The organism is Microcoleus sp. N9_A2 (assembly GCF_036701775.1).
In the GTDB taxonomy this organism is placed as follows: domain Bacteria; phylum Cyanobacteriota; class Cyanobacteriia; order Cyanobacteriales; family Microcoleaceae; genus Microcoleus.
The window spans coordinates 61,655-85,361 of record NZ_JAUBRH010000004.1 but is presented as its reverse complement, the minus strand read 5'-3'; the positions used below and the strand labels follow the sequence as shown (position 1 = coordinate 85,361).

General features: G+C 45.9%; 22 protein-coding genes. 17 read left to right on the top strand and 5 right to left on the bottom strand.

The window, feature by feature from the left end:
- The first annotated feature begins 95 nt into the window (after positions 1 to 95).
- The 3 genes from QUA44_RS03590 (at position 96) to QUA44_RS03580 (ending at position 4,409) form a co-directional block, all read left to right on the top strand.
- A complete protein-coding gene (locus QUA44_RS03590; protein WP_333248399.1) occupies positions 96 to 1,544 on the top strand; it encodes a folate/biopterin family MFS transporter in 1,449 nt (482 codons plus the stop codon).
- Positions 1,545 to 1,708: 164 nt separating this feature from the next.
- A complete protein-coding gene (locus QUA44_RS03585) occupies positions 1,709 to 3,205 on the top strand; it encodes a carotenoid oxygenase family protein (RefSeq protein WP_333248401.1) in 1,497 nt (498 codons plus the stop codon).
- Between the two features lie 304 nt (positions 3,206 to 3,509).
- Positions 3,510 to 4,409, top strand: coding sequence for a DUF4436 family protein (locus tag QUA44_RS03580; protein WP_333248403.1), 900 nt, complete (start codon positions 3,510 to 3,512; stop codon positions 4,407 to 4,409).
- A gap of 159 nt (positions 4,410 to 4,568) precedes the next feature.
- Here QUA44_RS03580 and QUA44_RS03575 read toward each other — a convergent pair whose 3' ends face one another.
- Complete coding sequence (locus QUA44_RS03575; RefSeq protein ID WP_333248405.1) at positions 4,569 to 5,447, bottom strand: SGNH/GDSL hydrolase family protein; 879 nt, start codon at positions 5,445 to 5,447, stop codon at positions 4,569 to 4,571.
- 38 nt (positions 5,448 to 5,485) lie between these two features.
- Between QUA44_RS03575 and QUA44_RS03570 the strand changes: the two genes are divergently transcribed.
- The 11 genes from QUA44_RS03570 (at position 5,486) to QUA44_RS03520 (ending at position 15,447) form a co-directional block, all read left to right on the top strand.
- Positions 5,486 to 5,707, top strand: coding sequence for a hypothetical protein (locus QUA44_RS03570; protein ID WP_333248407.1), 222 nt, complete (start codon positions 5,486 to 5,488; stop codon positions 5,705 to 5,707).
- 99 nt (positions 5,708 to 5,806) lie between these two features.
- On the top strand, positions 5,807 to 6,037 hold the full coding sequence (locus tag QUA44_RS03565; RefSeq protein ID WP_333248409.1) for a hypothetical protein: 231 nt from the start codon (positions 5,807 to 5,809) through the stop codon (positions 6,035 to 6,037).
- Complete coding sequence (locus QUA44_RS03560) at positions 6,012 to 6,299, top strand: type II toxin-antitoxin system YafQ family toxin (RefSeq protein WP_333248410.1); 288 nt, start codon at positions 6,012 to 6,014, stop codon at positions 6,297 to 6,299. The genes QUA44_RS03565 and QUA44_RS03560 overlap by 26 nt, the downstream gene beginning before the upstream one ends.
- Before the next feature lie 104 nt (positions 6,300 to 6,403).
- Entirely contained in the window at positions 6,404 to 6,949 is a 546-nt protein-coding gene (locus tag QUA44_RS03555; protein ID WP_333248412.1) for an RDD family protein, read from the top strand.
- Positions 6,950 to 7,358: 409 nt separating this feature from the next.
- Positions 7,359 to 7,892: an RDD family protein gene (locus QUA44_RS03550; protein WP_333248414.1), complete on the top strand. Its 534-nt coding sequence runs from the start codon at positions 7,359 to 7,361 to the stop codon at positions 7,890 to 7,892.
- Positions 7,893 to 7,930: 38 nt separating this feature from the next.
- Entirely contained in the window at positions 7,931 to 8,119 is a 189-nt protein-coding gene (gene rpmG, locus QUA44_RS03545) for a 50S ribosomal protein L33 (RefSeq protein WP_265238844.1), read from the top strand.
- 164 nt (positions 8,120 to 8,283) lie between these two features.
- Positions 8,284 to 8,499 carry a 30S ribosomal protein S18 gene (rpsR, locus tag QUA44_RS03540; RefSeq protein ID WP_265238843.1) on the top strand — a complete coding sequence of 72 codons (216 nt, stop codon included), beginning with the start codon at positions 8,284 to 8,286 and terminating at the stop codon, positions 8,497 to 8,499.
- Between the two features lie 302 nt (positions 8,500 to 8,801).
- Positions 8,802 to 10,811 carry a ribonuclease R family protein gene (locus tag QUA44_RS03535; protein ID WP_333248417.1) on the top strand — a complete coding sequence of 670 codons (2,010 nt, stop codon included), beginning with the start codon at positions 8,802 to 8,804 and terminating at the stop codon, positions 10,809 to 10,811.
- A 435-nt stretch (positions 10,812 to 11,246) separates the two neighbouring features.
- Positions 11,247 to 12,689: a 1-acyl-sn-glycerol-3-phosphate acyltransferase gene (locus QUA44_RS03530; RefSeq protein ID WP_333248418.1), complete on the top strand. Its 1,443-nt coding sequence runs from the start codon at positions 11,247 to 11,249 to the stop codon at positions 12,687 to 12,689.
- 156 nt (positions 12,690 to 12,845) lie between these two features.
- Entirely contained in the window at positions 12,846 to 13,733 is an 888-nt protein-coding gene (locus QUA44_RS03525) for a histidine kinase dimerization/phospho-acceptor domain-containing protein (RefSeq protein WP_333248420.1), read from the top strand.
- A 253-nt stretch (positions 13,734 to 13,986) separates the two neighbouring features.
- Positions 13,987 to 15,447, top strand: a complete 1,461-nt coding sequence (locus QUA44_RS03520) for an IctB family putative bicarbonate transporter (RefSeq protein WP_333248422.1) — start codon at positions 13,987 to 13,989, stop codon at positions 15,445 to 15,447.
- 288 nt (positions 15,448 to 15,735) lie between these two features.
- Here QUA44_RS03520 and QUA44_RS03515 read toward each other — a convergent pair whose 3' ends face one another.
- The 3 genes from QUA44_RS03515 to smpB all read right to left on the bottom strand — a co-directional run bounded on the left by QUA44_RS03515 (position 15,736) and on the right by smpB (position 17,856).
- Positions 15,736 to 15,975: an Osc7112_2153 family protein gene (locus QUA44_RS03515; RefSeq protein ID WP_333248424.1), complete on the bottom strand. Its 240-nt coding sequence runs from the start codon at positions 15,973 to 15,975 to the stop codon at positions 15,736 to 15,738.
- Complete coding sequence (locus QUA44_RS03510) at positions 15,972 to 16,697, bottom strand: tetratricopeptide repeat protein (protein ID WP_333248425.1); 726 nt, start codon at positions 16,695 to 16,697, stop codon at positions 15,972 to 15,974. Before QUA44_RS03510 ends, QUA44_RS03515 begins: the two co-directional genes overlap by 4 nt.
- Positions 16,698 to 17,388: 691 nt before the next feature.
- On the bottom strand, positions 17,389 to 17,856 hold the full coding sequence (gene smpB / locus QUA44_RS03505) for an SsrA-binding protein SmpB (protein WP_006631384.1): 468 nt from the start codon (positions 17,854 to 17,856) through the stop codon (positions 17,389 to 17,391).
- 142 nt (positions 17,857 to 17,998) lie between these two features.
- Between smpB and xrtO the strand changes: the two genes are divergently transcribed.
- Positions 17,999 to 19,537, top strand: coding sequence for an exosortase O (xrtO, locus tag QUA44_RS03500; RefSeq protein WP_333276395.1), 1,539 nt, complete (start codon positions 17,999 to 18,001; stop codon positions 19,535 to 19,537).
- Complete coding sequence (locus QUA44_RS03495) at positions 19,527 to 22,427, top strand: TIGR02921 family PEP-CTERM protein (protein WP_333248430.1); 2,901 nt, start codon at positions 19,527 to 19,529, stop codon at positions 22,425 to 22,427. Before xrtO ends, QUA44_RS03495 begins: the two co-directional genes overlap by 11 nt.
- Before the next feature lie 188 nt (positions 22,428 to 22,615).
- On the opposite strand, the gene QUA44_RS03490 is transcribed toward QUA44_RS03495, so the two are convergent.
- On the bottom strand, positions 22,616 to 22,918 hold the full coding sequence (locus QUA44_RS03490) for a Rieske (2Fe-2S) protein (protein ID WP_333248432.1): 303 nt from the start codon (positions 22,916 to 22,918) through the stop codon (positions 22,616 to 22,618).
- Between the two features lie 122 nt (positions 22,919 to 23,040).
- Between QUA44_RS03490 and QUA44_RS03485 the strand changes: the two genes are divergently transcribed.
- Positions 23,041 to 23,574, top strand: coding sequence for a COP23 domain-containing protein (locus QUA44_RS03485; protein ID WP_333248434.1), 534 nt, complete (start codon positions 23,041 to 23,043; stop codon positions 23,572 to 23,574).
- Positions 23,575 to 23,707 lie beyond the last annotated feature (133 nt).

The window sequence follows — 23,707 nt, the reverse complement described above, 5'->3', positions numbered from 1 at the left end:
TCGCTCCTCACCCTAACATCCCACCTCCGACAGTTTCCGCAACCCATTAAGAATGTGTTATATAATATTTAGATTCATTAAGAAATATTGCAAAAATGCTTCTTTCACCCTCTGGCGCCAGCAAACTCAAAGAATCTTTAAAAGAAAAAGTATTCTTTGGGAATGAGCCAACCCCCGAACTCATAGCCATCTTACTGATTTACTTCGTCCAAGGCATTCTCGGACTAGCTCGCTTAGCCGTCAGCTTCTTCCTGAAAGACGATCTTGGCATGACTCCGGCCGAAGTATCAGCAATGATGGGTGTTGTCGCCCTACCTTGGATTATCAAACCCTTGTTCGGCTTCATGTCGGACGGTTTGCCCATATTCGGCTACCGCAGACGACCTTACATCGTCCTCTCCGGGCTCTTGGGCACGTCAGCATGGGTGAGCCTCGCAACAATTGTACACACGCCACTGGCCGCCACAGGGGCGATCGCCCTGAGTTCCCTCTCCCTCGCCGTCAGCGACGTCATCGCCGACTCCCTAATAGTCGAAAGAGCTAGAAAAGAATCCGTCGCCGACGCAGGTTCCCTACAATCCTTATCCTGGGGCGCATCAGCCCTCGGCGGACTAATCACCGCCTACCTCAGCGGTTCTTTGCTGCAACACTTCAGCACCCATACCATATTTTTAATCACCGCATCTTTCCCCCTAATCGTATCAGCAACAGCTTGGTTAATTGCCGAAGAAAAAGTCAACAAAAAAACCGACTTTGCCACAGTCAAAGACCAACTAAAACAATTGCGGCAAGCTGTTACCCAAAAAACAATTTGGTTGCCCACCGCCTTTCTCTTCCTGTGGCAAGCCACCCCAAGCTCGGACTCAGCCTTCTTCTTCTTTACCACAAACGAACTAGGCTTTCAACCAGAATTTCTCGGTCGAGTACGCCTCGTCACCAGCATTGCCTCCCTCCTCGGCATTTGGCTGTTTCAGCGATTCCTCAAAACAGTTCCATTTCGAGTAATTTTCGGCTGGTCAACCGTCATTGCGGCTGCATTGGGCATGACTACATTATTATTAGTAACTCATGCCAACCGAGCTTTAGGAATTGACGATCAATGGTTCAGCATCGGAGACAGCCTGATCCTGACAGTAATCGGACAAATTGCCTATATGCCAGTGCTGGTACTCTCAGCGCGATTGTGTCCTCCCGGTGTCGAAGCTACATTATTTGCCGTGTTAATGTCAGTCACCAACTTAGCCGGACTTTTGTCCCACGAAGGCGGTGCACTTTTGACCCACTTACTCGGAATTACCGATCGCAATTTCGACAACCTCTGGCTGCTAATAGTCATCACCAACCTCTCCACACTGCTACCCCTGCCATTCCTAAGTTGGCTTCCCGCAGAAAATGCAGAAATCAGCGACGAAAACAATCAACAATCACTTCCCCTATTACAACCAGAACTAGGAGGTGCCAAACAAAGCGGACAGAACTTCATACCCGAATACTTTCCCGACTTAGTACCGACAGTAAGGTCAGAAAGTCGCCGATCCGACTAACGCAAATGAAGGAAGAAGGAAGAAGGAAGAAGGAACAAAATTGACTGCGAATATCTTTCTAGTTTGATTTAATCTCCTTTCATCTCCTTTTTTCTTACTTTCTTTCTTTCTCTCTGCGCCCTCTGCGCCCTCTGCGGTTAAATCAATAAAAACTTATTCTACCCATGCAAAACTTACAAACTTCCCAACCCCAAACACCCGCCCAAAAACCATCATACACGCGCAAAGACTGGCAGCGCGGCTACGAATCCCAACCCAGCGAATCCGACTACTGGATTGACGACATCGAAGGCGAAATCCCAGAAGGCTTGCAAGGCACATTCTTTCGCAACGGGCCCGGTTTGCTAGATGTCAACGGCCAGCGCATCCATCACCCGTTTGACGGCGACGGGATGGTTTGTGCGATCGCAATATCCGAAGGCCGCGCCCACTTCCGCAACAGATTCGTCCGCACCGAAGGCTACCTCGCCGAACAAAAATCCGGAAAAATCCTGCACCGAGGCGTTTTCGGCACACAGAAACCGGGTGGCTGGCTAGCCAACATCTTTGATGTCAAAATCAAAAACATAGCCAACACCAACATCATTTATTGGGGCGACAAACTGCTAGCACTCTGGGAAGCAGCACAGCCCTACAGACTAGACCCCCACAGCCTAGAAACACTCGGATTAGACACCCTAGACGGCATCTTAGAACCAGGTGAAGCCTTCGCAGCCCACCCCAGAATTGAAAAAGGCAAAAATGGAGCCGGAGACAGATTAGTCAACTTTTCCGTCAAGCCCGGTTTGTCAAGTACAATTACCATTTACGAACTCGATGCAAGCGGCAAATTATTGCAGAAACACGCCCATGCAATACCGGGTTTTGCCTTCCTGCACGACATGGTAATTACCCCGAATTACTGCATATTCTTCCAAAATCCCGTCAGCTTTAATCCCCTACTTTTCCTGTTAGGATTTCGGAGTGCGGCCCAGTGCATTCAATTTTCCCCAAACAAGCCAACCCAAGCAATTTTAATTCCCCGCAACGGCACTGACGAGGTGAAGATATTAGAAACCGAACCTTGTTTTGTCTTCCACCACTGCAACGCCTGGGAAGAAAACGGCGAAATTTTTGTTGACTCAGTTTGCTACGACTCATTCCCAACCGTAGAAGCGGACGGCGATTTTCGCGAGCTTGATTTTGACAGTATTCCAGCGGGGGAATTGTGGCGGTTTAAGTTAAATTTGAACGAAAAAACTGTCAACCATCAAGTAATTGAAACTCGGTGCTGTGAGTTTCCGACATTGCATCCCAACAACGTCGGACAGCCTTACCGATATCTTTATATCGGCGCTGCGGATGCTCCGACGGGAAATGCTCCTTTGCAAGCTATTCTTAAAATGGATTTCCAGACAGGAGAGCAGCAAATTTGGAGTGCTGCGCCGCGCGGTTTTGCGGGGGAACCTGTGTTTGTTCCCCGTCCCGATGCTATGGCGGAGGATGACGGCTGGCTGCTAGTTTTGATGTATGATGCGGCTAATCATCGATCGACCTTAGCGATTCTAGATGCTAGTGACATCACCAAAGGGCCAGTAGCGCGCCTGCATTTAAAACAGCACATTCCCTACGGTTTGCACGGAAGTTTTACACCCAACGTACTGCTTCCTATCGGTTCCTAGTAGGTTCATAATAGTAGTCGGCGATTGAATTTGCTGCTAGACAAACCAAGTCCGTCAACGCGGACTAACAGTCGCCGATTGAAATCGCTGCTAGACAAACCAAGTCCGCCGACGCGGACTAAGAAATAAACGGGTATTTAAGCCGGATTTGGTATAACTCCCGATTGATTATTTATCAAGTTTCTTCAGTCGGTTTTAACCGACTTTAGCTATGAGACAGGGGTTTAAACCCCTGCCGGACTTGCGAACTACTGGACTGCGGGGAAGGCTAACAACAATTCAAAATCTAAAATATCCATCATAAATGCAAACTGTCAACAAATTCAATCTCAAAAAAATACTTATTTTAATTTGCAGCATCGCCGTAAGCTTGGCAATTATCTTATCTATTTACTCTCACAATGCTAATGCCCAAGAACCTTACAAACCAGCTCCAAAAAGCACTGTAGCCCCCAAAGGCTTGGTTGAGGTGAAAATGACGGTAATTGGGGTAGACCCGATTAAAAACGAATTAGAAACCCGCTTGCAGTTTGAACTCAAAGGTATCTATAAAAAAGGGCCGACTTACCCGGCTCAAGACTTGTTAATGACAGTTAACGGCGCAAATGTAGAGGGTTCGGAAATTACCTTTAAAGAAGGCAAACCGATGATTGTCCCTGCATTAAAGTTTAACTTAGTCAAGGGAAAAATTAATAATTATCCGTTTGATACGCACATTGCTAAAGTGGCTATTTCAATCGACCCGCTGGCTTCGATTGGCAAAAAATTTGCTCCCTTTGAACTGAATCCCGTGCCGCTGGAATTTAAGTTTAATGCCGATGTTCCCGGTTTTGACATCAGTTATAAGCCGATGGAAGAGAATTCGTCAATCTTTATTTATATTGATGTTTCTGCAACTCGCTCGATTCCGGTGAAATTTTTTGCTTTAGTGATTATTGTGATCATGTGGGTGCTGTCAAGTATGGCGCTGTTGCTAGCATTAAAAGTGATGAAATCTGGGAAGTTGCCGGAAGTGGGAATGCTGAGTTGGACTGCTGTGATGCTGTTTGCTTTTCCCGCTATTCGCAACGCCCAACCGGGAGTGCCACCTGTGGGAACTGCTAGTGATTTCCTGTCGTTTTTTTGGACGGAAATTATTGTGGTGGTGGCATTGGTAATTATTGGTAGCTGTTGGTTGAAGCGGTATCATCCGCCGATTGAGTGATAACGGCAATTGGGAATAAGTAATTGGTAATTGGTAATTGCTAATTGCTAATTGGGAAGAATCAACCGGGCATCACATCACAACGAATGACTAATGACTACTGACTAATGACTACTGACTACTGACTACTGACTAATGACTACTGACTACTGACTAATCTCAATTTTTCACCTGCAAATTTTCAATATCCTTAGCGGGGACACCCAAACCGCGCAAGATAGTAAAAGCAATAATTCGATATCCCGATGGATTGGGGTGAACTCCATCGGCTGCTAACAAATTTAAAGTTTTGCCGGCGTGTTTTTGATAGGTGCCGATCACTTCCCGAAAAGGTGCATTCAAATCGATAAATAAACACTGGTTTTGCTTGGCAATTTCTCGCATCGCTACTACGTATTCTTGCAGTCTGCGATTTTCTGGGCCGTCCAAAATTTCGCGGATGGGAGTAGGAGAAAGCAGGACGACTCTAATTCCTGCGGCTTTGGCTGCCTGCACCATTTGGGTTATTTTGTCTATGTATTCTGCCAGCGGTACTCCTGATGCTAAGTTGCCTTGCGGATTAAACTGGAGGTTTTGGAAGTCGAAGAAAGCGTGCCAAACGTCGTTAACTCCGGCGTTAATCATGACTAAATCTGGCTTTTTGTCGATCGCATCTTTCTGAAAACGCGCCTGCATATCACTGGCTTTGTTACCGGAGATTCCGGCGTTGACGATTTCGATTTTACGATCGGGATACAGGGCATTCAGATAGCGTTGCAGCAGCCAAACGTAACCTCCGGGGTATTTCCCGGCTTCGGTGATGCTGTCGCCTACTGTGACAATTCTGCCCTTGCCGGCGAGGAGGTTTTGGATTTCTGGCGGCGGGGTTGCTTGGGATAGGGATTCTGTAAACACGGGAAGTAAGGAGTGAGGAATGTTGAAGATGATAACAGCCGCAATTATGGCGAGGGCTAGTCTGATTAATGCTTGCTGTTTCGGGGGTTTGGGATGGGGCGATTCCCTACGGAATAGCTTCGCCGCGCGTACATTTTGAGACATTACGCAGTTTGTATTAAATTGATGCTTGAGGAAATTGTATGATGAAACTACAACAGTTATTACAATCCAAGCGCGAGGATATCCTGCAGGTGGCGCTGCGACATGGGACGTTTAATGTACGGGTGTTTGGTTCGGTGGCGCGGGGTGTTGTCGATGAGATTGGTGATACTGACCTTTTGGTGGATTATGATTTACAGAAAATTTCGCCTTGGTTCCCAGGCGATGCTCTTGATGGATTTGCAAGATCTACTAGGTTGTAAGGTAGATATTATGACGGAAAAAGGATTAAGCCGTTTGATTAAGGATCGGGTTTTGGCGGTGGCGAAATATTTCGTTGATTTTAGTTTATAGGAGATTGTATGATGACTTTACAGGAAATTATCGCTCAGGTCGAAAGTTTATCAATAGAAGATCAGGATCAGTTGTTTGAGTTAATCCGTAAGCGACGGATCGAGAATCGGCGGGCTGAAATTTTGGCGAATGCTCAGGAAGTGATGGAAGCTTTTAAGAATGGGACAGCAAAGAGGGGAAGCGTTGATGATTTGATCGCAGATTTACTAGGAGATGATGATGGAAGTTGTCTGGAGTAGTGGATTTAATCGGTCTTTTAACAAGATTACAAAGAAAAATCCACAATTAAAGGATCAAATTGCTAAGGTGTTAAGGCTATTGGTAGATGATCCATTTACGCCATCTTTGAAGTCTCACAAGTTAGGAGGGGAGTTGGCCGGATTATGGTCTTGTTCTGTTGCATATGATTGCAGAATAATTTTTAATTTCTCGGAAAATGAGGAATTATTAGAAATGGTGATTCTATTGGTTGATATTGGAAGCCATGATGAGGTTTATTAATATGTAGCTGCGCCTTGATCCTATGCATTACGGCTCCAAGCCCCTTGATTTCGATTACGATAGAAACAGGACTTACGCATTTCAAAGTAATTCTTTTTTGGCCCATGAGTTCCGACTTAGTTCCCTTGCTTCCGAAAGTATCGATCGGCCGCCGCGCTGCTGCCTTCTGCATCGACGTGAGTGCAGTTGGGTTGCCCAGCTTGCTTCTTGGCACTAATTTTATCGTTAAAGCAATAATTTTTGTCCTGCTGTGGATGATAATGCGCGTAGCCATCGTCAGGAAAAACCAAGGTCAAAGTCTCGGGCGCTGGCTATTGGGGATGAGAGTTGTTGATACCAAATACCAACGGACTCCTGCAGTGCAACAACTCTGCAAGCGTGAGGCATTGCTGGGCCTTTGCACGGCATCATGCTTGGTAGGTTTGTGGGCAAACTCACATTACAACGAATATATCGATCGCCCGGTTATGCTGCTAATGCCCTTGCAGTTTGATGCTATGTTTGCCTCCGTCTCCCAAAGCAAAAGGTTTCCCCGAGCTTTGCACGATCGACTCGGCGGGACGATTGTAGTCGGAACCCGCCGCGGCTACTGTCTCCACCTCAAAGTTAGAAGATTGCTTAACCAACAGCAGAGTAATATAAGCAAATAAGAGATTGTGTTCAAATTAGTCTTAGTCAAAATTTATTGAGAATTATGGCTAAAGGTGTCCGCATTATCATTACTTTATAGTTTACTGAGTGCTTAGCAAACACTCAAAAAGCGTGTCTTGCTACAACACAAAAAGTCTAATTATTTTTGAGGTAAAGCAATTATATCCGTTTTTTATGGTCTTTTTTACTTGATTAAAAATTGCGAAAAACCAGATTTTTCAGAGAAACAAGAAGTTTGGCATTCTATCTATAGGCTGCAGACTCCGCACCTTGGACATCTAAGTCGCGCGTCCAACCATTTTTTCGTAATTCCTGAGTAAAAGCGGGTTTTGACGTTGATTTAGACCGATCGACCGGCTCCACAGTTTAAGATTGAAAAGTAGCTAATGGCGATCGCGCTTTTGACCCATGAGTTCCGACCTAGTTCCTCTCCTGCCCAAAGTATCGATCGGCCGTCGCGCTGCTGCTTTCTGCATCGACGCGATCGCAGTTGGGTTGCCCAGCTTGCTTCTCGGCACTAATCTGATCGCCCAAACCATCTTTTTTGTCCTGCTGTGGATGATTTTGCGCGTACCCATTGTCAGGAAAAACCACGGTCAAAGTCTTGGGCGCTGGGCGTTGGACCTGAAAATTATCGATGTTAGACTCGAACGGATTCCCGGAGTGCAGAAACTTTGCAAGCGCGAGGGATTGCTGGGCATTTGCGCCGCCCTAGCCTTTGCCGGTGTAGCCCGACTCACATCTACCAACGCGGCCGTCTTGCTGCTGATTCTGCCGCTGGCGATCGACTGTAGCACTGCCTTCATCGACACCGCCCGCTTTCCCCAAGCTTTTCACGATCGACTCAGCGGGACGATGGTCATCGGAACCAAGCGCGGCTACTCCCTCGACATCAAAGTTAGAAGATTGCTTGACCAAGTGCAGAGCAATGTGAGAAGATAATAAATTGTGTTTAAATTAGTCGAAATTTATTTAGAATTATGGCTAAAGGCGTCCGCATCATAATTACCCTAGAGTGTACTGAGTGCCGAACCAACGCGAGCAAACGCTCCAAAGGCGTGTCTCGGTACACCACGACCAAGAACCGTCGCAACACGACGGCGCGGCTGGAACTCAAAAAGTTCTGCCCGCATTGCAACAAGCACACTGGCCACAAAGAGATCAAATAGTCATTAGTCATTAGTCATTAGTCATCAGTCATCAGTAGTTGGCAATTGATATTGACCCGCGAACAGCAGATAACTAACAAATGCTTTCCTGACGGCTAGCAACTAACGGCTAATAACTAGGAACTAACAGTTAACAGTAGTCAACAGTCAACAAAGAACAAACCATGACTTACTTTCGCCGGCGCGTTTCGCCAATCAAACCAGGAGACCCGATCGACTACAAAGATGTCGATTTGCTCAAAAAATACGTCACAGAACGCGGTAAAATTTTGCCCCGCCGGATTACCGGTTTGACGGCAAGACAGCAACGCGACCTGACTCGTAGCATCAAAAGAGCAAGAATTGTAGCTTTGATGCCCTTCGTAAACCAAGAAGGTTAACTGGATTTTGGATTTTAGATTTTAGATTTTGGACTGGAAATAAGACTTACGCGAAAACAACGTCTTTTTGTCGCCAGCGATGGTCGCTAATCGATCGCAATATTTTGTATTTAGTCGCTGCTGCGTAAGTCTTAGTCAAAATCTCAAAAGTTAAAGATTAAAGGATGAAAAGCATAACTTTTTAGATGTTATTTTTAACAATTGATGTAAAAAATGTCAACATCCAAAATCTAAAATCCCACATCGTAACCAGATAAATGGTAATAGTAAAAATATCAAATATAAAATAATAAAGCTGCCAAGTGGAGAAGGGAACGTTAGTAGAATTTAGAGTGCACGGCGACCGTCGTCTGGCAGTTGCCGATCGCCCCGACGGCAAGAAAAACTGGGTTGTCGTAGACGAAAACGGTCAACCGCACAGCATACCGCCCAAACAAATCAGCTACGAAACAGTCGGAGAAACTTACAAACCCTCCGACATTTCCAAATTTCTTAAAGAAGTAGAAGGTTACTCAGATCCATCGAGTCTTGAAGTGGCTTGGGAACTGCTAGTGGATGACGGAGAAAATACAGACCCCGAAGCCCTGGCAATGTTACTATTTTCAGATCGCACTCCGGCGCAATGTTATGCAGCTTACTGTTTGCTGTCAACTGATAAACTGTATTTCAAACAAAAGGGCGATCGCTACGAACCGCGATCGGCAGCCCAAGTAGCCGAAATCCAACACCAGCAAGAAGTAGAACAGCAGCGACACCAAGAATCCCAAGGATTTTGGGATCGAGTCAAACAGCGACTGGCTGGGGAAAATAATGTAGATTGGCTTCCTAGCGATCGAACTCGCCTCGATGCCCTAGAACGCTTTGCCACCCTCGGAGAAGAAGCAACCCATCGCACGCCGGCATTAGAAACTTTAGCCAGCTTACAACGTCCCGAAAACCCCGAAGCAGCATTTGGACTCCTAGTCGATCTCGGCCTGTGGAGTCACCACGAAAACCTGTTTTTGCGACGCAGCCAAATTCCCCTACAGTTACCTGCCAAGGTATTAGAAGAAGTTCAACGCTGTCTAGAAAATCTCCCAAGCGACTCCGACAAAAATCGTCTAGATTTGACTCACCTCAAGGTTTACACGATCGACGATGAAAGCACTACCGAAATAGACGACGGACTCAGCTTAGAATTCCTCGAAAACGGCCAGCAGCGCCTCTGGATACACATCGCCGATCCCACCCGCTTGCTTTCCCCCGGAGACGAACTCGACCTGGAAGCTAGAAAGCGCACCACCACAGTTTACCTACCCACGGGGATGATACCGATGTTTCCCCCGGAGTTGGCAACTGGGCCGATGAGCTTGATTCAAGGTAAAGAGTGCAGCGCTCTCAGCTTTAGCATTATTTTAGATGAGACTGGTGCAGTCCAAGATTACAGCATTCACATCAGCACGGTGAAACCTACCTACCGCTTAACCTACGATGACGTAGACGAGATGTTGGAGTTGGGAATTGAAGCAGAACCGGAAATAAGTGCGATCGCCACACTCGCAAAACTCCGGCAAAAATGGCGGGAAACCCAAGGTGCAATCAGCATTTTCATGCCCGAATCCGTCATCAAAGTCCAGGGCGACGAAATCAAAATTCACGTCATCGACGACTCGACAGCCCGAATGCTAGTAGCTGAAATGATGATCCTAGCCGGGGAAGTCGCCGCCCGCTACGGTCAAACACACGGTCTAGCCATACCCTACCGCCATCAGCCCCAGCCGGAACTCCCACCAGAAGAAGAACTCCTGGCTGTACCCGCAGGCCCCGCCCGCGCTTGCGCTGTGCGTCGCTGTATGCCTCGTAGTGAGATGAATTTGACTCCTGGAAGGCACTCTAGTTTGGGTTTGGAAGCATACACTCAAGTGACTTCTCCGATTCGTCGTTATACTGATTTGCTGACTCATTTCCAAATCAAAGCTCATTTGCGCGATGAACCGCAGCCTTTTTCTCCTGAAGAAATGCAGGACATTGTGATGTGTCTCGGTACAGCAGTCAGAGAGGCTTCTAGTGTCGAACGTCAAACCAATCGCTATTGGGGATTGGAGTATTTGCGTCGCAACCCGGAGGAAGTCTGGGAGGCTTTGATGTTGCGCTGGCTACGGGAAGATAGCAATCTGGGATTAATTTTGTTGGAAGAGTTGGGTTTGGAATTGGCGATGCGGTTTGGTCGATCAGTCGAAATAGGCGATCGGCTAGAAGTCAAAGTCACTCACTGCGATCCGCGATCGGATGTGATTAACTTCCAAGAAGTGATTCTGGAAGCCGCACAATAGGATTTTAGATTTTAGATTTTAGATTTTGGATTGCAAAAATCTGTGTTGAAGGCTGAAACTGAGGATAAATCTCGTTTTTAGTCGAGTTCCTGACCCCCTCGCATCCCCCTTGTCAAGGGCAGGGGGGTAAAAAATATCATGGTTTCATATCTAGTCCTGTAAAATAATCGTAATTCTTGTCAGGGCTAGTTCAGCCCCGATCTGTAATATAAGCCAGAAATCCCGTAAACCCGCCCCGACCAAAATATTGTGGTCGATCGACTGGACATGATATCCGATCCAAGACGGGTAATACTTTTGACATTAAGTTGACACGCTTTGCTATCTCCTCTGTGTCCTCTGTGTCCTCTGCGGTTAATAAAAAAAACTTCAGCATTGTAAAAAAAATTGGAAGTTTTTACCGCAGCCTAGTAATCTAAAATTTAAAATCGCAAAATGCCCAATTCAATTAGCCAAGTTCAGCCGCCGCTGGAATTCATCCCCCCAGCCTACAACCCGCTAGTCGTCCAGGGTTGTCAGCAAATACTCCCTTGGTGGCTGCGATTTAAGACGAGTATCAGCCACGTTCAAGCCGAAAATGTCGAAACCCTCGCCGAACTATTCCACCAATTTCAAAATCAGAAAGTTCGCTTCTTGCTAGCCTTCCGCCACCCCAACTCAGACGATCCCTACTGTTTGGGACAACTAATTTGGAAACTCGTTCCCCAGGCAGCGCGCGTCAAAGGCATTCCCCTGCAATTCCCCGTACATTCCCACTTTATTTACGATCGCGGAATTCCCCTGTGGGCCGGTTCTGGCGTCGGCTGGCTGTATTCTCGCCTCGGTGGTACTCCGATTGTGCGCGGTAAGATCGATCGCGCCGGATTGCGATCGGCCCGCAATTTATTTGCCAACAGCCAATTCCCGATCGCCGCCGCCCCAGAAGGCGCTACCAACGGTCACAATGAAATAGTTAGTCCCCTCGAACCGGGAATTGCTCAAATGGGCTTCTGGTGCGTTGAAGACTTGCTCAAAGCCGGACGTACTGAGGAAAAAGTGTTAATTGTGCCGATCGGCATTCAATACCGCTATGTCAACCCACCTTGGCAACCCCTAGAAAAACTTTTAACTCAATTAGAAATTGATTGCGGACTGCCACCTTTAGAACGCACCGAGATCGCTAATTTAGAGACTGCAAATCCCGATTCCGAAAACCAAAATCACAAATTCCAATATCTGCGCCTGATTCGACTGGGCAGCCATTTGCTAGCAGTAATGGAAGAGTTTTACAGCCGTTTTTATCATAAAAATTTACCCCAAAAGATATCTATTTTACCATCATCAGTTTCCGAAAAAACGACAAATAATTTTGACAATGAAGTAATGATAGCTCGACTGAAAGCACTGTTAGATGTGGGCTTGCAAGTAGCAGAAGAATATTTTAACTTAAAACCCAAAGGCAGTTTAATAGACCGCTGCCGCCGTCTGGAACAAGCAGGCTGGGACTATATTTATCGAGAAGATATCAAAGATATTGCAGCACTTTCTCCCTTAGAAAGAGGATTAGCCGATCGCCTCGCTGAAGAAGCAAGTCTTCGGATGTGGCACATGAGACTTGTAGAAAGTTTCGTGTCCGTCACAGGCAGGTACGTCGCAGAACAACTGACAGCAGAACGTTTGGCAGAAACAACTTTGCTGCTGTGGGACGTACTGGCTCGCATCAAAGGGGGAAATCCTTTCGGCAGACCGAAGTTGGGCAAACAGCAGGTACAAATGACCGTGGGCGAACCCATATCAGTGAGTGATCGTTGGGATCGATATCAAACCAGTCGCAGGTTAGCAGTTGCCGAACTCACTCAAGACTTGCAATCAGCTTTAGAAGCAATGATTAAATCTTAATTACTCAGATAAACAAGAGCTTCTAGGGAAGAAGGAATATATATTTTTCTTGATTACTTTTTTTGTGGTGAATTATAAACAGATTGTTATAGACTTTTGGAATAGGTCTAATGAACCGCCAACCCTCGCTCGACAATGAACCCATAAAAATTAGCGATGACTAACAAACCTATCGATTTGTCTACTAACTCAATTAAGGTAAAACTGCTGAATTATTTAGCGCAGGAATTGCTCACACCGCTCACTTCTGTCCTCGGCATGGCAAGCGTGTTGAAACAAGAAATTTATGGCCCCTTAACGAGCAAGCAAAAAGAATATATTGACGTAATCCAAGACAGCAGCCGCTCTTTGCGATCGCTAGTTGAAGAAATTTTGGAACTCGCAGAACTAGATAATTCCGCTTTCACCTTGAAGCGAACCGCAGTCGATATAGAAACTTTGTGCCAGCAGGTGGTGACAATCCTGTCGTCGGCGGCAAGTAGACGAGAGCAAGAAATTAATTTATCGATGGGGCCCGGGTCGCGCATCTGGTTGGTGGATAAAGATAAGGTTCAGCAAATGCTGCACCACTTAATTTTTAGCATTATTCAATCTGCTGGGGCAGGCAGCGTGATTCGAGTCCACGTTTCTCGGAAAGAAGACGGTATCAACATCGCAGTTTGGGTTTTTCATCCTTGGTTAGGGGAAAGTTTGCCCCATGCTAAACTCTACACCGACTACTTGTTGAAGGCCGGATCTGTTAGCGGTTCGCCATCGAACTCCGAAACCGACTCCCTCGGAGTCGAAGCGCAACTCCCGACACAGGGTTCGCAGCGATTAACGCTGGCGTTTTCGGAGTTGGCGGCTTTGGTGGCCGAGAATGCCGAGGATACCGCACCGGTGTTAGCTGGTTACGGGGCGCGGGAACGCTTGGGGCTGCTGCTTTGCTGCCAATTGGTGGAAATTCAAGGCGGTCAACTCTCAATTCAAGGCGCCCCGGAACCTGGATATCGCTACGTGCTCTGGCTGCCCTGCACAAATGCTACGGAATTGTTGGAAGGATGAAGTTAGTTGACGGTTGACGGTTGACGGTTGACTGTTGACTGTTGACTGTTGTTGGTTGTTAAGGGATGAAGTTAGTTGACTGTTGACTGTTGTTATTAGTTGTTAGTTGTTAGTTGTTTTATAATAAAATAACTAACAACTAACAAATTTCCAATAACTAATAACCAATGCCAAATTCACAATAATAACTAATAACCAATAACCAATAACCAATGCCCAATGCCCGATTACTAAGTACAAATCTAAAATAGCAATGAATTCAGTTTGGCAACAGTTAACTCTGGCAAATTTGCCGCTCTCTCAGTGGCAAAGTAGAAGTTATTTATTCAATTTGGCGATCGGCTCTTTACGCAGTTGGCGGCAGAGTAGCTGGCTGATGCAGTGGGCGGAACCCTTGGGTTTTGTTTTGCTGGCCTTGACTTTCGGTTTGGCGCCGTTTGTAAACAATGCCTTGGTGGGGGTGTTGATGGCGGCTAGCGCTGCATTTTGGGTGCTGCTGACTGTTTCGGACGATCGCGAGATCCCCTTGACGCCCATTCACTTGCTGGTTCTGCTGTACTGGGGCATTGCCACCGTCGCAACCGCCATGTCGCCGGTGAAAGTCGCCGCTGCTACTGGTTGGAGCAAGCTAACGCTGTATTTGCTGTTTTTTGCGCTGATGGCGCGGATCTTGCGATCGCCCCGTTGGCGATCGTGGTTAATTGCCGTATTTTTGAACGTCGCTCTAGTTGTCAGTTTCTACGGCGTGCGGCAGTGGATTGACAAAGTGCCACCATTAGCTACTTGGAACGATCCGACTTCTACTCAAGCCAATGTCACGCGAGTTTACAGCTTTTTGGGGAATCCAAACTTGCTTGGTTCCTATTTACTGCCGGCCATTGCATTGAGCGCTGCCGCGCTTTTTGTGTGGAAGGGATGGGGAACAAAACTTTTAGCGCTGACGATGTTGGTGGTGAATTTAGCGTGTTTGCGCTACACAGACAGCCGGGGTGCTTGGATCGGTTTTGTGGCTCTGCTTGTGGTATTTTTAGTGCTGCTGTGGTACTGGTACAGCCCTTTGATGCCTCGGTTATGGCGAACTTGGGCCCTGCCGTTAGGGTTAGGAGGTTTGGCTGGAGCCTTAATTTTGGGAGTGGCTTTAGTGGAGCCTCTGCGCGATCGAGTTTCGAGTATGTTTATCGGCCGAGGTGACAGCAGCAACAATTTTCGGATTAATGTTTGGACGGCGGTGATTGACATGATTCGCGATCGGCCAATTCTCGGAATTGGGCCGGGAAACACTGCTTTTAATAAAGTTTATCCGCTTTATATGAAGCCGAAATTCACTGCTTTGAGCGCTTATTCCGTGCTGCTGGAAATTGCGGTGGAAACCGGTTTTATCGGTTTAATGTCTTTCCTGTGGCTGATGACTGTCACCGTCAATCAAGGTTTGTTGCGGATAAAAAATCTGCGGGATTTACAATCTAACATCTCTAATTTAGAGGAAGAATCCCGAAATCCAAAATCTAAAATCCAAAATCTAAAATCGAATCAGGGGTTTTGGTTGATTGGGGCGATCGCAACTTTAGCCGGCATGATGGCCCACGGTTTTGTCGATACAGTTTGGTACCGGCCAGAAGTTAATATGCTGTGGTGGTTGATGGTGGCGATTATTGCTAGTTTTTACAGCAACTCGCACCACCAGCAAGATTCAGCTTTGACCGAGGGCGAGTAGATAGAATTGGTGGCGGGGATTTTCTCCCCGCCCAGTGCGGATTCCAGCAATAGTCCATACAGCAATGATTAGGAGTTATACCAGTGCAAAAAAAGAATGCAGCTTTATACAAGCTGCAAACCATTATAGCCATAAGTTATTTCCAATTCTTCAAATCTTAATCTCAAATCTCAAATGCTATAAGGTGCGGACGGCGCACATTGCATACTACTGTTACTACTACACACTACATACCTGTTGCTGTAAAGTGGTGATGGTACACTCTACAAAATTTATTGAAAATAACTCTTATTGTTCGCTCTCAGAAGGCATGACGAATCCCGGACACTGATAAGAACGACCTCTATCTGTGCACCGCGACCGCGACCGCGACCTCTTCGCTTGATTGGAGTCGAACGGCGTTTCGACTGATTGATTAACTGTAATTTTAACAGTCGCAGGAGTTGGCAGTGCTGTTGAGGCTTGACTTAGCTCCAGTACCGTGATAATTGCCAGTATGGTTGATGAAAGCAAAACTGTGCGTTTCATTTATTTGTTTTTTCCTCTTTTACTCGTTGACGTGCCATTCCTATCCATATATCCTCATCGAATTCTTGAGAATCCGCATACTTTTGACAAATTGTCCACTGCGGTAGCGCTTCCTTCGTCTTTTTCATCCCTTCTAGGGCTTGCGCTTTTAAGCAGTAACTTGCTGGTATTTCACTATCAAGTTTAATCGCTGCATCCAAATGTTGCAATGCTTCTGAATATCGACCCTGTTCTAGGCGAGCCCATCCCAAATTTTTGAGTAAAGAATATTTTACTGGCTCGTCCTTAGCAAATTTCAGGCCTTGCAACAGCAAGTGAACGGCAGCAGGATAGTTTTTCTTCTCAACTATATACAATCGAGCCAGATTGCTGTAAGCAGCCGGCATACCTAGTTTGGCAGCTTGCAGATATTTTCCTTTGGCGCATTCTAAATCTTGCACCTCTTCGCAAAGCCATCCCAAATTGTAAAGAGCTGTTCGGCTTTTGGGGTCTATGGAGAGCGCTAAATCATAGGCTTGTTGAGCATCAGCCAATCGATTGGCTTTGTAGTTTTCAAAGCCCTTATTGTTAAAAAGTGATGCGAGTTCCGGTAGCCCAAATTGCCAGCCGGCAAAGCCTACTGCTAGCATCAGCAAGAAGGCTCCCCACTTGGAGTTCTGATGCTTTTTTACTGGCTCTTTCATGGCATTAAAAATGTTAGCTAATGGTGTGATTTTTAGCATTTTTGAACTTGAGAGTTTGGCGATATATTGTTTGCCAGATTTAATTGCCACCCTAATGGCATCATAATCTTACGAAATGACTCAGATTTGAACCCATTTCTCATAAGAGTTTGTTAGTCCACAGCCGAATGCTTGGGTAATGCTCCCACTACCCAGATGTATTCGAGCATAGGTTAATCATTCATGAGGCTCCACAAGCAATCCGGATATTTTCAGAAAAAAGGAAGCGGGAAGCAGGAAGAAGGTAGAACTGTTGCCTTGCCTAAGTAATAATACTTAGTCGGCTGCCAGTCGATCGACTGTATGCGACTGTATGAGGAGATACAGCGTATTCCAGGTTTATGAAGTGTAGGGACTTACCCTGGGCTCTTTCCCTACGGGGATGGAACGAGCTGGGGTTTAGTTCCTCAACATAGAATCTGCTGTAAGATGGGCTCCGGTGAAATAACTCTCATTAAGTTTGTAGTGACGATGGAATTCCTCAAAATCCTCAAAGGAGGATTTTGAAAAATCTTATGATGAGTAATTAACCCAACTCGATTTAAAATAGCCAATCATTAATGAGCAATCACCAATCATGAATCACTAATGACTCCTGACTAATAAACATCTCCATAAATTAACTTTCAACCTTCGAGTAGCAAAGGTTTTAGTTTATTGTTCGGAGATGTTTAATGACTAATGACTCTGACTAAAATTGCTTCATCGCTCTTTCCATATCCCGCTTGTCTTCGCGTTTCTTCAAATCTTCGCGCTTGTCGTACAGTTTTTTCCCTTTACCCAAACCGATATCAAGTTTTACCCAGCCGCCTTTCAAATACATTTTTAACGGCACTAAAGTCAAGCCTTTTTCTTCGACTTTGCCGATTAATTTGCGAATTTCCTGTTTGTGCATCAGCAATTTACGCGTGCGGCGGGGCTCGTGATTAAAATAGTTGCTAGCACTTCTCCAAGGCGAAATATGAACGTTGATCAGCCACAGTTCGCCGTTCCGAACTAAGCCATATCCGTCCCGCAAATTGGCTTTTCCTTCCCGAATTGATTTGACTTCGGTGCCCTTCAACTCGATGCCCACTTGGTATGTCTCTATAATTTCATAGAGATGGCGCGCTTGTCGGTTATCGCTAACAATTTTGTATCCTGGGCTTTTTTCGCTCATTTTTACCTCCGCTAAAATTAATTATTATAACGCTAGCTTCTCTGTAGAGAAAATCGAAGCTTGACAAAACTTAAATAATCGGTCTAGGCATTACCCATTTGGCTGAGCTAAGATGTCACCAACGTGAATGTCAAGCGGTATCATGCAGCGCACAAATATTCCCAATTCTGACCTTCCAGATGCTGTCAGTCCCAATTCGGCGGTTAATTTGGTTTGGGTGGCTCCTTTTTTGCTGGCGCTTGCTTGGTTTTGGGCCAATATCTCGGCTGTTAAGTGGCTGTTATCCTCGTTTGTTGAGATACCCACACTATACAAGATAGTAATTGGCTTTCTGATTGTAGCATTAGTAGTGCGATCGATTGGGAACTCGGATCGCCCGCCGGGATTTTCGCCAAATTTCGTTTTGAGGCGATATCCGCTGCTGTTGATGTTGGGTGCGGGTATTTGCTCGATCGCCCTTCAGTGCATAATTGATATCAAACAAATTACTGTCCTGCTGTTTATCCTCGGAACTTACGGGCTGTGCGGCTTATTAGTGGAGCCGAACTTTTGGCGAAAAAACTTACCAGTTGCGGGCTTGCTGGCTTGTATTTTACCATTTAACAGTCAGTTGAATAGCGGCTTAGGTTTGCCGGCGCGAGTGCTCACTGCTCAGGTAGTAGAACAGTTGCTCTCTCTGCTGCACATTGGGGCTATTTCTTCTTACGATATTATCGTTTTGGAAAACGGCATCGCTCACGTTGACGTGCCTTGTAGCGGCATTAAAACCCTCTTAGTCGGAACGCTATTTTTGCTTGCCGCTACCTGGCTAGAATGCCGCAAATTGAGTTTAAAATGGCTGGCAGTATGCGCTGCTAACTTCTTAATGTTAGTGTCTGCTAACGCTTTGCGAGTTGCCGTGCTAGTGCTGGTTGCCCAAGTTTTTCAACAGCCAACTTATGCAGCAATGCTGCACGTACCCCTAGGAATTGTGGGTTTAATCGGCGCTTGCTTTTTAAGTTGGTTAATGCTGCAAAAAGTTCCGAAATTTCAAGAAACAAAACAAATTGATTTTAACTCGCAACGGGATTTAGAAATACTCAAAAATCAGCCTTTTGCCAAACCGGGACTAATTATGGCGGTGGCTGTTTTGGCCGTAATTTCTCAATTGTATCATGTAGAAAGTGAAAAATTAGCGATCGCCCCCCTGAAATTTCCCGAACCGATTGTGTCCGAATCAATCCCGCTGAATCCCAGCGAACAAAAATTCTTTGGCAATTACCCAAGCACGCAAACAGAAAAAAAGAGATTTGTGTCAGGCAACTTGCGCGGTTCCATGCTCACAGTAGCCAGCACATCTTGGCAGACTTATCACGCCCCAGAGTTGTGTTTTGTAGCCAGCGGCATTCCCGTCAATCGCATAGAAAAAAAACAACTAACTCCTGAAATAACAGCGCGCTGGCTGTCTCTCAAAGACAACCAATTATCAGCAGTATACTGGCTGCAATCTGCACAGCTAACTACAGATAACTTCATGTCCCGTATCGGCAGCGACCTCACCAACAAAAACCATACTTGGGTGCTAGTTTCCATTTTATTTGACAGTTCGCTACAAGCAGAAAATCATGAAGTAAAAGAGTTTGCTGGTAACGTCTACGATACCGTTAAACAAAGCTTACAAGGAGAAATCAATGAAAATTAAACAGGTATTTGATGGAATTTTTCAAACAATTTTTTGGGTCTGGAATTTGACATTCTTATCGATTGTTTACTTGGGAATTTTGCCAATTATAGGAGTGCCATTAGTTATGGCGACAATCGATGGCATCATCCCGCTAGAGTTTTCTTTGACGATGGCAGCTACGATCGCAGTACCCACAGTATGTACAGTAATAGGAGCTAGCCGTTTTAGCAAGCAACCCCTAGAGCTAATGTGTTGGTTTTACGGCGTAGAAGCACCGCTATTTTTGCTGTGTTTGCTCCGCTTGTTCCTGCTGCGAGAACTGACTCCAGCTAGTTCTCAAATCATCGCTACTATTGCTTTGTGCATTGCAGCATTTTCAGTGGAAATGCTGTACGGATATCTGGGTAAAAAAGAAAATGTTCAAAATATCTCAGATTCTCAAACTTCCCACAATAAACAGCATCGTTTTTCCAGGTTAATCGGAGAAAAGCGAAGTGCGTGGCTGCAATTAGGATGTCACAGTTTAATGGTAGTAGTTGGCATTTGGGCGGCAACATTGCTGATTTATTACGCTGTACCTGTGGCATTGTTTACACTTTATGGATTCTTTACTATAGTCATTGAATTTGTCAAGTTTACATGGGTATCAGCATTTTGGGATATCTTTAGATACGGGGAGTGGATATGGGGTTTAATTTGGATACCGCTATCGTTTATATTGTTTGGTTTAACCTGTAGCTTGTTCGTTGTCATGCCTTTGCTGTACGGCTTTCTTTACATTCATTCCGGGCGGAAAATATGGCAGACTTTTGCTGCACAATACGGAAAAAATAAAGCGATAATTGGAAGTTTAGGAGTCATAGCAGCTTGGCTGGCTATTTTCTCGGCTTTGCAGCAGCAGCCACAAGTTGCAGCACTGAAAATGCTGGCGACTCCGCCCCCAAATGACACGGTTCGCCAAACTTTATTAGCCAAGTCTGATATGATTCGCTCCGGCTTAGTCAATGCTTATTTGTCCCCTTACCGATACCTCAGCACTGTGGGAGAAAATAACCACATTTATGAGATATACAAAAATAGTTTGAATTTGCCTGACGGAGCGGCTCAAACTGTGCAGAACAGCTATAATTTTTTAATGTCGCCGTTTTTGTATCAAGGCTCTAGTGCTGATGTAGAAAAAGCCGAAAAACTCTACGGCGAATTCTTCGATACGGAACTGCAAAAAGGCGACACAGAAGCAGTAAAACACGCGGTACAGTCAACATCAAATCGCGAAGAAGCAAAAGCCGGTTTGCTGAATGTCAATCAGGAAAAAGTATGGTTGCAGTCGCAAGAAGTGACAGTCAAAGAAAACGGCGACTGGGCTGACGTTCAGCTCTACGAAGTTTACAAAAATCAAACGCCGAACTTGCAAGAAGTATTCTACTACTTTTCGCTGCCGGAAAGCGCCGCAGTTACAGGAGTTTGGCTGGGAGATACTGGGGATTTAAACAAACGTTTTGTATTTACGGTATCGCCTAGAGGTGCCGCCCAGCAAGTCTACAATCAACAGGTAGCAGAAAGAGTAGATCCGGCTTTGCTAGAACAAATTGGCCCCAAACAATACCGCTTGCGGGCTTTTCCCATCCCGGCTAAACGAGAATTCACCCAAACTGACGGGCCAAAGGAAATGCACCTGTGGCTTACTTACAAAGTCATGCGTCAGCCACAGGGTTGGGCGATGCCTGTTTTGGCTGAGAAACGCAACATTTTTTGGAACCAAAATACTCGTCGCACGATCGCCGGAAAAGAGGTCAAATACAGCGGTAAAGAAGCAAGAGAAACTTGGCTGCCACCGTTTTTGCCCGCAGCCGCACAGCAACCGCTAACAGCGCAGCAGGCGGTTCTACCGGGAGGAAATATCATTTCTGCTAAGCCGCTGGCTGATGCAAATTACTCGCTACCGCAAGGCCAAAAATTTGCAGTTATTCTCGATACTTCCCGCAGCATGGCGGCCCAAAAGAAGGAAGTAAAAGAGACTCTTGAATGGTTGAAAGCGAATGCAGCAGGCAAAAATGCTGTTGATTTGTATGTCGCCAGCGCTGCGGGAATGCCACCTAAGTTTGTGGAAGATGTACGCAATTTCGATGAGGCAAAGGTGACATTTTACGGTACTATCCAGCTCAAAGATATGCTGCAACAGTTTGCACAGTTGCGGGGCGATAAAAGTTACGATACTGTATTTGTGGTGAGCGATCGCCACAGTTACGAATTGTCGGACGATCGCAAACTTAAACTTTCCATCTCTTCACCCCTATGGACAGTACATTTGGGAGGTTTGCCCCCCGGCTACGACGACGCAACTTTAAAGGCTATTCAAGATAGCGGCGGCGGAGTTTCTACAGATATGAAAGAGGCGATGCAGCGAGTAGCAACGACAGCAGCTTCGGGCTCATCTACAGTTAGCGTTGTTGACGGCTATGCTTGGAGTTATGCCAAAACGCCGCAGTCGAAAAAAACTGCCAAATCGGTGGCAGTTGCGGAGTCAAAAAATGCCGGAAATGAAAGCTTTAAACCGATAGCTGCGCGGCAGTTGATAACTGCACTTAGCAAGCAGAAAAGTTCCAATCAACTGACGCAACTGGATGCGATGCACGCAATAGCTAAAAATTTCAAAGTGGTGACGCCTTATTCTTCGATGATTGTGTTAGTTAATGACGCCCAAAGGGAGCAGCTAAAAGCAGCGGAAGCTAAGAGCGATCGATTTGACAGAGAGGTAGAATCTGGTAAGGAACAGTTGAGTAAGCCGAATAATCCTCTGAATGTTTCGGGGGTTCCTGAACCGGAAGAATGGCTGCTGTTGGCGGTAGGTGCGATCGGGCTTTTGGCGGTTTTCCTCCGTCAGCGGCGCGCGAAAATGGTAGGTTGAAAGATGTTTCGGCGGTTGAAACCGCTCCTTGTCAAACAAAGTCTGCCTCCGCAGACTAAGAGAGTGAGGGGGTATTTAAGCCGGACTTGATATCACATATTAATCTACAGTCGTCTTGAGACGACTTTAGCTATGAGACAGGGGTTTAAACCCCTGTCGGACTGTCGGACTTAACGAATAACGAATAACTAATCTATTTCTACAAAAACGCGATCGCCCTCAATCTTTACCGGATAAGATTCCAGGGAATCGGCTGGTGCATTCAAACATTTACCCGTATCTAACTTGTACTGATACTTATGGAACGGACAGGTAATGATACCGTTATTTACCTTACCCATGTCGATCGGATATTCTAAATGAGTGCAAGCATTACGGTAACAAGTGACATTCATGCCTTGACGGTTTAATATCACTGAAATTTCCTCAACTTTTACCTTCAAGACACCCCATTCGGGAACTTGATTTAGCGCTGTTACCTCTACCCACATATAATCTTTCTCGCTTTAAATAAATTATGACAGAATGATAGGCGATCGGCTTGAGAATCCGGGTAAGTTATAAGTTGCAACTTTAGCTGAGCTGTGAGATAATATATCAAAAATTTCTATTTATGAACTTCAAAATCTTGACGGGACTCCTGACAGGGTTAGTTATTTCGGCTAGCACAGCAGCGCTGTTTTGTCAACCCAGCCAAGCGAGAAATAATAGCTTTTTCTGCGCTACTCTCAACAGGCTGCCTGTCACCTTCGCTCGCAACTCGCGGGGGAATGTGCCACTCGTCCGCTGGACTTCTAACAACTATTTTCCGCCACCCTGGACACCCCAAAGACGCTGCCAAGAGGTAGGCCGAAGATTTCAGCGCAACTACGACAACGGTACTCTCAAATATATTAACACTGGGACTCTGAACGGAGAACCCGTGGTGTGCGCTGCTGTTAACAAAGACGATGCTTGTACGAATAGGACTTTGCTATTCACTCTCAAGCGGGGGAGCGATGCTGACGCTACGTTGCAGAGATTAATGGATCGTCGCGGCTTAGGGGCTGGATATATACTATCTGAAACTGGGCCTGGTTCTGTTGATGTGGAGAGATATCTGGAGGAGACACCTGTTGAGGAAAATGTTTCTCCTATTTCACCATAGGCGAGTGAAATCAGCAACCCGACACGGAGGGACACAGATAGACGGATTTGCGATCGTGCTTTTGGTTGTGCAATACGAGGACTGACGCATAAATACTAAAGAAACCGGGTTTTTTACCCGTGTTAAAGGCTCT